Raw genomic sequence first — 12228 nt, 5'->3', positions numbered from 1 at the left:
GTGTAAACGCACAACCTTGAGGTGATTAAACAGTGGCTGATTTCATGGCAAGCTTTGGCGCGGCAACCGATAGCGGCAAAACCGTGTCCGAGGATCTTTTCGGGGCAATGATGCTCTATCACGTCGACGATCTGGGCGCAGGCGGCACCTTTACGGATGTGATCGACGAGCTTGGCGTCAGTGGCGCCATTCGCTGGTCCAGCAGGACGTGGGTTGAAAACGAATGGGACCTGGCCAACCCCGATGCCTTTGCACCCGACGGGGTCAGCTATATCGAATTTGTCAATTGGTCCATTCAGGAAAGCCGGCCGATCTCGGTCATTCTGCCGACGATGCACATGTTTGATGCGGCCTATGATCCAGCCTCGGAAACGCCGCGCGGGATCGACGCGCAGAAGCTGGCCGAGCTAGAGGCGTTCTTGCGCGACCTTCTGGACCCAACCGATGGCACCTATGATGGGGTGTCAATCTATGCCATTGAAATCGGGAACGAATATTGGGACAAGATGGCGTCGGACGAGTACGGTATCCTGGCCGACGCGATCATCACCACCTTTGCCGATGTGATTGCTGACCTGCAGGCCGACGGCACCCTGCCCGCCAATTTTGACGCGCCGCGCTTGCTGGTTCAGACCGGCTCGCCCTTTGGGGACGAATCTAAGTCGGGCGGCAAATACCACGATTTCAACCAGGCCAATCCCGGCAATAATGCCGAAACCACATTGGCCAATACCGACATTATCGACCAGCTTTCCACCGCAAACCGCGCGCTGGTGGATGGCGTGGTGCACCATTATTTCTATAACAAGACCCATATCGACGGAAACGGCGTTTACGATGGCGTCTTTGTTGGCGGGTTGAATGACAACTCGGTAGAGTTTCGCCAGATCGGCAAAGACACCGATATCTGGAATGCCGCCGCGGGCTTTGGCGATCTGGAATTGCACATCACCGCGTGGAACGTGAAATCGGACAATTACGACCAATTGGGATTGCACGGGGCCTCGGTTCTGTTGGAGCAATTCGAATACATGATCGCCAATGACGTCGAAGCCGCGCAACTGTGGCAGGTGCAGGGCGCCAAGTTCAGTTCGCTGTCGGGCCAGGAGGGCGAGACCGATCTGAGCTTTCTGGGCATCGCCTATCAGTGGATGACCGAATTCACCACCGGGGCCACGCTGTTGGACAGCACCCTTGCCGGTGGCGAAATAGAGGTGAATGCGTATCAGACCGCCGACACGGTGGTGTTCTTCATTTCGTCGCGGTCCGAAGAGGTGCAGAACGTACAGATCGACTTTACCGGCGCCGTGGTGAACTATGCCGGCATCACCGCGATGCAACTGGGTGTGGGCACATCGGACGGGCAATATGTGGTGGATGGCACCACGGTCACCGTGGCCGATTATGCCGACCCCGACGCGGTGGCTGCGGTCACCAACCTGGGCGCGGGTGACGTTTTGGCCGATGGCACCAACCTGGTGCTGAACCCTTATGAGGTGGTGGTGATCGAGTATCAGCTGGGCCTGAACTTCTCGAACGGGGATGCAGGCAACAACGCGCTGAACGGCGGCGATTTTGACGACTATATCTCGGGCTGGAATGGCAATGACACGATCTTTGGCGGTAACCGCAACGACGTGCTGTTTGGCAATAACGGCTTTGATTCGCTGATCGGCGGGGCGGGTGACGATTACCTGAACGGCGGCGCTGCGGCGGACCAGTTGGGCGGTTGGGCCGGCAACGACATCCTGGAGGGCAAGGGCGGCTGGGATCAGCTTTACGGCAATGCCGGCGACGACATTCTGAACGGCGGCGAGGGCAATGACCGGTTGGCCGGCGGCACCGGATCAGACGAGTTTCACTTTGTCGGCGCCAATATCGGCCACGACGTGATTGCCGACCTTGACCTTGCCGAAGACACAATTCATTTGCAAATCAACGGCGTAGACGACATCGGTGATCTGGTCATCTGGAACAGCAGCAATGGCGACGTGGTGATTGCGTGGGGTTCGGGGCCAACGAACTCCATCGCAATCGAAGGGGATCTGGTCCGGCAGGACATTGTCGACGCCACCGGATTGTTTGTCTTCGGCTAAGGCTTAGGCCAGCGCGTTCTGCACAAACGCAACCAGCTGCGCGGTCGAGGCGTCTTCGGCCTCGGCCGACACCTCGCCGGTGACCACGGGTTCCAGCGATTTGGCCAGTTCCTTGCCCAGCTCGACACCCCATTGGTCATACGAGTTGATGCCCAGGATCACGCCCTCGACAAACACGCGGTGTTCGTAAAGCGCGATGATGCGACCCAACTGTGCCGGCGTCAGGCGCGGGTAGATCAGCGTTGTGGACGGGCGGTTGCCTTCAAACACGCGATGCGCGGCCTGGCGTTCCAGCTCGTCGCCTTCGAACCCGGCCTTGGCCATCAGCGCCCGGGCCTCGTCCATCGACCGGCCCACCATCAGCGCCTTGGATTGCGCCAGGCAGTTCGACACCAACAGGGTGTGGTGGCGCGTCCGGCCAAGCTCGTTGCCTTCGGCGGCCACAAGGAATTCGCAGGGCACAACGGCGGTGCCCTGGTGGATCAACTGATAAAAAGCGTGCTGGCCATTGGTGCCGGGTTCGCCCCAGACAACCGGCCCCGACGGCACGTCCAGCGCCGCGCCATCGCGGCGCACGCGCTTGCCGTTGCTTTCCATCTCCAGCTGTTGCAGATAGGCCGGAAGCCGCGCAAGTTGTTGATCATAGGGCAAAACCGCGCGGGTGCCAAAGCCGCAGAACTGGTGGTGCCACAGGCCCACCAGCGCCAGCATCACCGGCATGTTTTCAGCCAGCGGCGCGGTGCGGAAGTGGCTGTCCATCTCTTCGCCGCCCTTCAGGAAGGCGCGAAAATCGGCCGGCCCCACAGCCAGCATGATCGGCAGGCCAATGGGCCCCCACAGCGAATAGCGCCCGCCAACCCAATCCTCGAACCCGAACACACGTTCGGCCGGAATGCCGAATTCACCAGCCCTGTCGGTGGCCGAGCTGAGCGCAACGAACTGCGCGGCGGGGTCGGTCACCACCTCGGCCATCATGTCGCGCGCGGTTTGCGCGTTGGTCATGGTCTCGATCGTGGTGAAGGTTTTCGAGGCGACGATGACCAGCGTGGTGGTCAGGTCCAGCCCGCGCATCGTCTGGGCGATATGGGCGCCGTCCACGTTCGACACGTAATGCACGCGCGGCCCGTCGGCATAGCTTTCCAGCGCCAGCGTGGCCATGACTGGGCCAAGGTCCGAGCCGCCGATGCCGATATTGACCACATCGGTGATGCGCCCGCCCTGCCCCTGGAAATTGCCCGACCGCACCGCGTCGGCGAAATGCTCCATCCGGTGCAGCGTGTCGTGCACGCCGGGGACCACGTCGGCACCATCGACCATCACCGGGCCGGTGCTGGCCCGCAACGCAGTATGCAGCACGGCGCGGCCTTCGGTGTCGTTGATCGGCTGGCCGGTGAACATCGCCTCGCGCATTTCCGGCAGGCCGGCCTCGGTTGCCAGTTGGATCAGCAGGTCGCGGGTTTCGGCATCGATATTGGTCTTGGCATAATCAAACAGCGTGTCGCCAAGTTGGGCCGAGAACGCGGCCCCGCGCGTGGCGTCGTCAAACAGGGAAACGATCGGGCGCGTCTTGGCAGCGGTGGCCCGGTTTTCAAGGTCAGTCCAGGTGGTCATGTCAGTCGGCCCAGTGAATGGTTGCGTCTTGCAGAAGGATCGATACCGGCGCCTCGACTGCGCTTGTGGCGGCTTCGGCACGCGCGAGGGCCGCGCGTTTCTCAGCACCGGTGATTACAATGTGGATGTGTCGCGCGGATGTCAGCGCCGGCGCTGTCAGGGTTATGCGCGGCTCGGGCGCGCCCGGTGCACGCATTGGCAAAAGTGTCGGTGCATCCTCGGCCAGCGCTTCGGCCAGCAGGTCCGCCTCGGGGAAGATCGAGGCCGTGTGCATATCCGCCCCCATACCCAGCAACAGCACGTCGATGGGCAGGGCCGCGTCGACGGCTCCGGCCAGCGCGTCCAAGGCATCCTCGGGGCGATCAGAATCGGCATAAAGCGGTAGCAAAGTTGCGGCGGCGGCGTTTTCCACCAGCAGGCGTTCGCGCAGCAGACGGGTGTTGGACCGGTCCGAACTTTCCGGCACCCAGCGTTCGTCCGACAGCATCACGTCAACCCGCGCCCAGTCCAGATCAGCCTTACAAAGCTGATCGAACACGGGCCCCGGTGTGGTCCCCCCCGGCACCACCAGCAGCGCGCGGTTGTTTTCGGCCAATGCGGCGCGCAGCTGGTCGGCCATCACATTGGCAAGCGCAGCCATCATCGTGTCGCGCGCGGGATATTCCGTCAGGCTCATACTGCGATCTCCCGCCAGCGCCGACCGTCGCGATGCATCAATGCAAGGGCATCTTCCGGGCCAGAGCTGCCCGCGTCATAGGTGGCGGGTTTGGTCCCTGCCCCCTGCCAGCCTTCGATCAGTGGATCGGTCCAGGCCCATGCAGCCTCGACCTCGTCCCCGCGCATGAACAGGGTCTGGTTGCCGCGGATCACATCCATGATCAGGCGCTCGTAGGCGTCTGGCACATCCTCGGCATCAGCGCCCAGAGCCTCGGCAAAGGACATATCCAACGGCACTTCGATCAGGCGCATGCCACCGGGGCCGGGCTCTTTGATCGTCACGCGCAGGTTCATGCCCTCGTTCGGCTGCAAACGGATCACCAGAACGTTGCCCTTGCGCCCCTCCTGCTCGCCAAAGATCGAGTGCGGCGGGTCCTTGAACACCACGGCAATTTCGGACGCGCGCGCCTTCAGCTTCTTACCAGTGCGCAGGTAGAACGGCGTGCCCTTCCAGCGCCAGTTCGAGATACCGAGTTTCAGGGCGATATAGCTTTCGGTGCGGCTTTCGGGGTTCTCGGAATCCTCAATATATCCGGGCTCGTCACCCGTGGGGCCGTATTGCCCGCGCACGATATCTTTGGGTTCGACCGGGTCCAGCGCACGGATCACTTTCAGTTTCTCGTCACGCACGGCGTTGGGTTCAAAGGCGTTTGGCGGCTCCATCGCGATCAGGCACAAAAGCTGCATCAGGTGGTTCTGAACCATGTCGCGCATCGCGCCGGAATTGTCGTAATAGGCCCCGCGCCCGCCGACGCCCACGGTTTCGGCCACCGTGATCTGGATGTGATCAACGTATTGGGCGTTCCACAGCGGCTCGAACAGCATGTTGCCAAACCGCACGGCCATCAGGTTCTGCACCGTCTCTTTGCCCAGATAGTGGTCGATCCGGTAAATCTGTTCCTCGCGGAAATGCTGGGCCAGGGTCGCGTTCAGTTCCTGCGCCGAGGCAAGGTCTTTGCCAAACGGTTTTTCCACCACCACGCGGCTTTTGCGGTCGGCGATCTTGTGCTTGTGCAGGCGTTCTGCCAGCGCACCAAAAAGGCTTGGCCCGACCGAGAAATAAAACGCGTGCACCATCCCTTTGCGGATCTTGCCTGCCAGTTCCTTCCAGCCGCCCTCGCCCATGGCATCGACCTGCACATAGCTAAGCCGCGAAAGGAACGCATCGATGGATTTTGCATCGCGCTTGTCTTTGGCCACGAACTCGTCAATGGCTTTGCGGATGATGGCGCGATAGGCGTCGTCATCGTGATCGGACCGCGCCGCGGCAATAATCGCAGCATCCTCGGGCATCTGGCCCGACAAGAAGCGCAGGTACAGCCCCGGCAGGATTTTGCGGCGTGCCAAGTCGCCCGTACCCCCGAAGATAACCAGATCAAAAGGATCCACCGGAATGACGCGTGATACCATGCTGTCCTCACCGCAGTTTCGTTAGCGCAAACACCGCCTACTTACATAGGCAGCCCAAGCAAGTCTACCACCTAATGCGTTTCGGTTTTAGATGAGAGCGGGCAATTTCTTGTAATCACCAAATTAAATGTCTTCCAACACCGCTGCACGATCATCAGGCAAACCGACGCGAATTCAGGCGCATAGCGGCTGCTGACCTCAGTGGATGCCGAAATCAGGCGTCCAGCTCGGCATCCCAATACAGGAAATCCATCCAGCTTTCGTGCAGATAGTTGGGCGGGAATTTCCGACCCATATTCCGCAGCTCCTCGGCCACCGGCTGACGCGGTGTCTTGCGCAGCGACATACCGGCCTGACGCAGGCTCTTGGACCCCTTCTTGAGGTTACAGCGCGAACAGGCGGCCACCACGTTTTCCCAGCTGGTGACCCCACCGCGTGCGCGCGGCACCACGTGGTCAAAAGTCAGATCACCCGTCGCCCCGCAATATTGGCACGAGAATTCATCCCTCAGAAACAAATTAAAGCGCGTGAAGGCCACGCGCTTTTGAGGTTTGACATAGTCTTTCAGAACGACAACCGAAGGTATGCGTATCTCGGTCGAGGGACTTCGGACAAATTCGTCATACTCAGCCACGATATCCACGCGATCCAGATAAGCGGCTTTGACGGCTTCCTGCCAGGGCCAGAGAGACAGGGGGTAATAGGAAAGCGGCCGGTAATCCGCGTTCAGCACCAAGGCCGGGTGCTGCTTCAGCGACCGGGGTTGGTGAACAAAACTTGTCCTGAAATCGCCATCCATGTTTAGAGACTCCGATACCGCTCTGCCTGCTTCAACTAGCCCAGAGCGGGACGCCCCGCCCCTCGCCTGCTACCCACTATATATGGCGTTCTGCCCTTGGCAAGCCCCGCATATAGAGTGGCCTGCCACCTTGGCTATAACGCCGCCATGACAGGGTTATGACAGTTTCAGCCCCCGTGCATCGGTCTGTGGATAAAAACCGGCACCCGCCCCACACGCCAGCCCGAGCAAGGCCCCGCAACGGGGCCGCCGCGAGACATGTCTTGCGCCGCAAGGCGCCCCTTCTGACAGCGTTCAGTCGGCCTCAAGCCCCAAACGATCGCGCATGAACGCCAGCGCAACACTCAAACCGTCGGGCGCAATACCATGGGCGGTGCCCTTCATGATATGAGCGAACACCTCGAATCCTGCCGCGCTCAGCGCATTGCCGGCCTCGGGCAATGATTGCGGCGGCACAACATCATCCTGATCGCCATGCACCAACAGAACCGGCGGGCGGCTGACAACCTCGTCCTCCAGCGCTTCGGGGTTCACCAACCGGCCGGAAAACCCGACAACCCCGGCAAACTCGTCCACCTGCCGCGGTGCCACCTGCAAGGCCATCATCGTTCCCTGGGAAAACCCGAACAGAATCGTTTGTGCCGGCGTTACGCCTTCTTCTTTCATGACCTGCTCCAGATAAGCGGTCAGGTCACCCTCGGCGCGCCGCATACCCTGCTCGGCTTCCTCCTCGCTGGAGCCATCGATCCATGGGATCGGGAACCACTGGAACCCGAAAGGCGCCCCCGCCACGCGTTCCGGTGCGTCCGGCGCAACGAAGGCGGTGCCCGGCATATGTTCCTCCAACGGATCGGCCAGACCCAGAAGATCGGCCCCATTGGCCCCATATCCGTGCAAAAACACCACCAGCGACGTCGCTTCGCCCTGCGCCGGGCCCCGGCGATCGCTGTCCAGAATGCGTGTCATCTTATGCCTTCCCTGTCCTTTTCCACGTGGTAATACGCCCACAAGGCCCGCGCCGCAACGGCCCGCCACGGGCTCCATGCCTGGGCCATGATCCGCAACTCTTTCTCGGTGGGTCGTTTGTCCAGCCCGAACAAAATCCGCGCCGCTTCCTGCAGGGCCAGATCCCCCGGCGCAAAAACATCCGCGCGCCCCAACGAGAACATGGCATAGATCTCGGCCGTCCACTTGCCGATCCCCGGCACCGCAACCAGTGTATCAACCACCTCGTCATCCGGGGCGGTGCGCAGGGCTTTGAAGTTGATGCCTGCATTTGCCAGTTCCCTGGCATAGCGAATCTTCTGGCGCGACAGTCCACAGGCGCGCAGGTCCTCATCTGTCGCGGCCTTGACCTTGCGCGGGCCGGTCAGCCTGGCCTCCTGCAACCGCGCCCAGATGGCCGCCGCCGCTGCAACAGAAACCTGCTGCGAGACAATCGCGCTCAGCAATGCTTCATAGCCGTCCTTGCGCCGCCGCAATGGCAGCGGTCCGGTCAGCACCAAGGCCCGCGCAAACTCCGGGTGGCTGGCGGCAAGGTGCTCTGCCCCTTCGGCCACGCAATCCAATGTCTCGATAATCCGTCCGACCACGCCCACCTCCGCTTGTTGTCGGGCCACTATCGGGGGCACAACCGGGGCTGTCACGCCTCGATCCGTGAAAGCACGCACATCACGTTGTTCGCCCATGCATAGTTTCCGCGCCCCGTCGGCAAGGCTAAACCTTTGCCATGACCGACATATCTTCCCCGATCTCGGATGCCCGAGCCAAACGTAACGTTGCCGTTCTGGTCGCCGCCCAAGCGTTTCTTGGCGCGCAGATGCCCTTGCTGTTCACAATTGCCGGATTGGCCGGGCAGTCCTTGGCCACGAACCTGTGCTTTGCCACCCTGCCGATCTCGATGATCGTGCTGGGCTCGATGCTGTCGGCGACGCCTCTATCGGCCCTGATGCAGAGGTTCGGACGGCGCGCGGGGTTCTTTGCCGGGGCCGCCGGCGGAGCGGTGGGCGCTCTGATCGGCGCTTACGCCCTGTCGATTGCATCCTTCCCGCTGCTTCTGTTGGGCTCGCTCTTCACCGGCACCTACATGTCGTCGCAGGGCTTCTTCCGCTTTGCCGCCGCCGACACCGCCTCAGACGCATTCCGACCCAAGGCAATCTCTTACGTGATGGCAGGGGGGCTGGCTTCGGCCATCATCGGCCCGCAATTGGTAAAGATCACGGCAGACAGTTTCGTGGTGCCCTTCCTGGGGGCCTACATTGCCGTTGTCGTGATCAACGTGGTGGGCGCGTTGTTGTTTCTGGGCCTCGACATCCCCAAGCCCGCGCCCGAGGGAACCGGATACAAGCGTGGTCGCACGCGGCTGGAATTGCTGAAGACCCCTCGCATCGCGGTGGCGATGATCTGCGCGCTGGTCTCTTATGCGCTGATGAACCTGGTGATGACCTCCACCCCGCTGGCGGTGGTGGGCTGTGGCTATACCACCGATGACAGCGCCGATGTGGTGATGGCGCATGTTCTGGCCATGTTCGCGCCGTCGTTTCTCACCGGTCATCTGATCGCACGGTTCGGGGTGGAACGGATCGTGGCGGCGGGGCTGGTTATCCTTGCCGCGGCCGGTGCCGTCGGCCTGAGCGGGGTACATATCAACCAATTTTTCGGCGCGCTGATCCTTCTGGGTCTTGGCTGGAATTTCGGCTTCATTGGTGCCACGACAATGCTGGCCAATGCCCATACCGCTGCCGAGCGCGGCAGGGTTCAGGGTCTCAACGACCTGATCGTCTTTGGCGGCGTTACATTCGCATCGCTGGCCTCCGGTGGGCTGATGAACTGTTCGGGCGGCACGCCTCAGGCCGGGTGGAACGCGGTGAACCTGGCCATGGGACCTTTCCTTGTGTTGGCAGGCGGGGCGCTCATCTGGCTAAGCCTGCGCCCGAAAGAGGCGTGATCCAATTGCGCGCCTGACGGCGCATTTCTTTGATCTCGCGCCGCGCCTTTGGCTTGGCACTCGGGTTGTCGCGTGGGGCAAGCGTTGCCCCACGGGGTCTGGGGACGTCCCCAGGGCCTGCGTGGCCCGAACGCAAATGCATCAAATGCGCCGGTACGGCGCGCCGGTTAATAGCGGCCGGTCAAGCTGGCGCGGATCAGTCGGACTTTGCGGCGAAACTCAGACGTTTCCAGCGCACCATCGCCGACCGACACCGGCTTGTGCACAACCCGGCTCAGAACCGGGCGCGTTTGGAAAGCGGGCAGAAACGCCGCCGGTGCGTTCGGCAAATTGCCGCGCGCCGTGTTCAAACGGTCTATCCCTGTTCTGGCCAGTGCCACGACCGCTGCCGCGCGGCCATCAACAAGCGGGATGCGGCCCGTTGCTTCCAGTTGCGGCACCGCGCGCAGCCAGTTTGCCAATCCCGTGGCCCAAGCCAGGTCGCGCACCCGGTCCTCGTTATTCTCTGCCCCCAACAGCCGCGCAGCCGTCCACATCAAGTGGCCCGCGGTTTTGTCCAGGTGGTCGGCAAAATCTGCGTCATCGTCAAACGGATCGCGGTGGATATCCCAACGGCGCGCGTCGACTGCTTCGTCAAGCAACACGGCGCCTTGGGCATCCAGCACTTCGGCCAGCGGGGTCACCACCTCGTGCCGCCGCACCGGCCCGCCTGCGGAAATCTCTTCCAGTGCATCGCGCCACCATTGCAGGCGCATCTCGGCGATCATCGGCTCGGCCGTCACCCAGGGCGCCCGCGACACCTCGACATTGAATGCGTATAGCGGGAACAGAACGCGCCGCGCGGCAACCGGCGCAGCCATTGCGGCGGCAAAACGGTCCGGATCGCCCTTTGCGACCAGTTCGGCGCAGGCCTGAATCGTCATGGCGCCTTTGCGCCCTCGCGCACCAGTTTCCATGTGACCGCGTCCAGCAGCGCCTCGAACGAGGCATCCACTATGTTGGGCGACACGCCCACGGTGGACCAGCGCCGCCCGGAACTGTCTTCGCTATCGATGATCACGCGGGTCACGGCCTCGGTCCCGCCCTGGGTTATGCGCACCTTGAAATCGACCAGCTTTATGTCGTCGATGAACTTCTGATACGGCCCCAGATCCTTGGCCAGCGCGTTGGCCAGCGCGTTTACAGGGCCGCGATCCTGGCCTGATGCATCCATGCTCTCGCTGACGCTGAGCTTCTTTTCACCGCCAATCTTCACCACCACCACGGCCTCGGACAGGGTGACCATCTGGTTGCGCTTGTTCTTGCGGCGTTCGATCGTGACGCGGTAACGCTTAACCTCAAAAAACTCGGGCAGCAGGCCCAGTTCGCGCCGCGCCAGCAATTCGAAACTGGCCTGCGCGGTGTCATAGGAATAGCCCTGCGCCTCGCGCTCTTTGATCTGGTTCAGGATCGCGCCAAGCGCCGGGGTGCCGGGTTCCACCTCCAACCCCGCCTCGCCCAGCCGTTTGCGCAGGTTCGACTGCCCGGCCTGGTTCGACATCGGGATGATGCGCTCGTTGCCAACCACCGAAGGGTCCACATGTTCATAGGTCGCGGGGTCTTTCAGGATCGCGCTGGCATGCAGACCGGCCTTATGTGCAAAGGCCGAGGCACCCACATAAGGCGCGGTTTTCACCGGCACGCGGTTCAGGATGTCATCCAGCTGCCGCGAGATACGCGTGAGATCGCGCAGGCTTTCGGGCGAAATGCCGGTGTCCAGCGTGTCGGCATATTGCGGTTTCAGCAGCAGTGTCGGGATCAGGCTGACCAGATTGGCGTTGCCGCACCGCTCGCCCAGCCCGTTCAGCGTGCCCTGCACGTGCCGCGCGCCGGCATCCACGGCGGCCAGCGATCCGGCCACGGCGTTGCCGGTGTCGTTATGGGTGTGAATGCCCAGATGGCTGCCGGGAATGCCGCTGTCGATTACGGCGCGGGTGATGCGCCCGATCTCGTCCGGCAAGGTGCCGCCATTGGTGTCGCACAGCACGATCCAGCGGCACCCGGCGTCGCGCGCGGCATGCAGACATTGCAGCGCGTAGTCGGGGTTGGCCTTGTAGCCGTCAAAGAAATGCTCGGCATCAAAAATCGCCTCGCGCCCCTGCGCCACGATATGGGCAAAGCTGGCGGCGAGATTGTCGAGGTTTTCGTCCAGCGAGATCCCCAAAGCCTTGGTCACGTGATAATCGTGGCTCTTGCCCACAAGGCACACCGTGCCGGTGCCCGCGTTCAGAACAGCGGCCAGCACATCATCGTTTTCGGCGCTGCGGCCCGACCGTTTGGTCATGCCAAAGGCCGTCATCCGGGCGTTGGTCTTGGGGGCTGCGTCAAAGAACGCGCTGTCGGTGGGGTTGGCGCCGGGCCAGCCGCCCTCGATATAGTCGATGCCAAGCGCGTCGAGCGCGCGGGCGATCTGCACCTTTTCGGCGGTGGAAAACTGCACGCCCTGCGTTTGTTGGCCGTCCCGCAGCGTGGTGTCAAACAGGTAAAGGCGGTCCTTAGACATAACGGCCCTCCGCCTTCAGGTTCCGCCCGGCCGACGGCCGGGCAGCGCCCGACCCGCCCCCCAGGGCGGGCGCTTCACGCCCCCCCTCGGGTCGGGCGCGGCCCTT

General features: G+C 62.3%; 10 protein-coding genes. 2 read left to right on the top strand and 8 right to left on the bottom strand.

Annotated features, from left to right (window positions below; genetic code table 11):
* Positions 1-32 precede the first annotated feature (32 nt).
* Positions 33-2096 (top strand): calcium-binding protein, encoded by a 2064-nt coding sequence (locus tag ACMU_RS18650; protein WP_152544514.1) that lies wholly within the window; start codon positions 33-35, stop codon positions 2094-2096.
* A gap of 3 nt (positions 2097-2099) precedes the next feature.
* Here ACMU_RS18650 and pgi read toward each other — a convergent pair whose 3' ends face one another.
* The 6 genes from pgi to ACMU_RS05230 all read right to left on the bottom strand — a co-directional run bounded on the left by pgi (position 2100) and on the right by ACMU_RS05230 (position 8225).
* On the bottom strand, positions 2100-3707 hold the full coding sequence (gene pgi, locus ACMU_RS05255) for a glucose-6-phosphate isomerase (RefSeq protein WP_035256889.1): 1608 nt from the start codon (positions 3705-3707) through the stop codon (positions 2100-2102).
* A 1-nt stretch (position 3708) separates the two neighbouring features.
* Complete coding sequence (pgl, locus tag ACMU_RS05250; RefSeq protein WP_035256887.1) at positions 3709-4383, bottom strand: 6-phosphogluconolactonase; 675 nt, start codon at positions 4381-4383, stop codon at positions 3709-3711.
* Positions 4380-5834, bottom strand: a complete 1455-nt coding sequence (zwf, locus tag ACMU_RS05245) for a glucose-6-phosphate dehydrogenase (protein ID WP_035256885.1) — start codon at positions 5832-5834, stop codon at positions 4380-4382. The genes pgl and zwf overlap by 4 nt, the downstream gene beginning before the upstream one ends.
* A 214-nt stretch (positions 5835-6048) precedes the next feature.
* Positions 6049-6633, bottom strand: a complete 585-nt coding sequence (locus ACMU_RS05240; protein WP_035256883.1) for an HNH endonuclease — start codon at positions 6631-6633, stop codon at positions 6049-6051.
* Positions 6634-6927: 294 nt separating this feature from the next.
* Positions 6928-7599: an alpha/beta hydrolase gene (locus ACMU_RS05235; RefSeq protein ID WP_035256881.1), complete on the bottom strand. Its 672-nt coding sequence runs from the start codon at positions 7597-7599 to the stop codon at positions 6928-6930.
* Positions 7596-8225, bottom strand: a complete 630-nt coding sequence (locus ACMU_RS05230) for a DNA-3-methyladenine glycosylase family protein (protein WP_035257564.1) — start codon at positions 8223-8225, stop codon at positions 7596-7598. Before ACMU_RS05230 ends, ACMU_RS05235 begins: the two co-directional genes overlap by 4 nt.
* A 137-nt stretch (positions 8226-8362) precedes the next feature.
* On the opposite strand from ACMU_RS05230, the gene ACMU_RS05225 reads away from it, so the two are divergent.
* Positions 8363-9580, top strand: coding sequence for an MFS transporter (locus tag ACMU_RS05225; RefSeq protein WP_035256877.1), 1218 nt, complete (start codon positions 8363-8365; stop codon positions 9578-9580).
* Between the two features lie 167 nt (positions 9581-9747).
* Here the strand turns inward: ACMU_RS05225 and ACMU_RS05220 are convergent, their stop codons facing one another.
* Positions 9748-10503 carry a squalene/phytoene synthase family protein gene (locus ACMU_RS05220; protein ID WP_035256875.1) on the bottom strand — a complete coding sequence of 252 codons (756 nt, stop codon included), beginning with the start codon at positions 10501-10503 and terminating at the stop codon, positions 9748-9750.
* Positions 10500-12122, bottom strand: a complete 1623-nt coding sequence (gene cimA / locus ACMU_RS05215) for a citramalate synthase (RefSeq protein ID WP_035256873.1) — start codon at positions 12120-12122, stop codon at positions 10500-10502. The genes ACMU_RS05220 and cimA overlap by 4 nt, the downstream gene beginning before the upstream one ends.
* Positions 12123-12228 lie beyond the last annotated feature (106 nt).

The sequence above is a fragment of the Actibacterium mucosum KCTC 23349 genome (assembly GCF_000647975.1).
GTDB lineage: Bacteria > Pseudomonadota > Alphaproteobacteria > Rhodobacterales > Rhodobacteraceae > Actibacterium > Actibacterium mucosum.
Note: the sequence above shows the minus strand (reverse complement) of the source record. Positions and strands in the feature narration are given on the sequence as shown.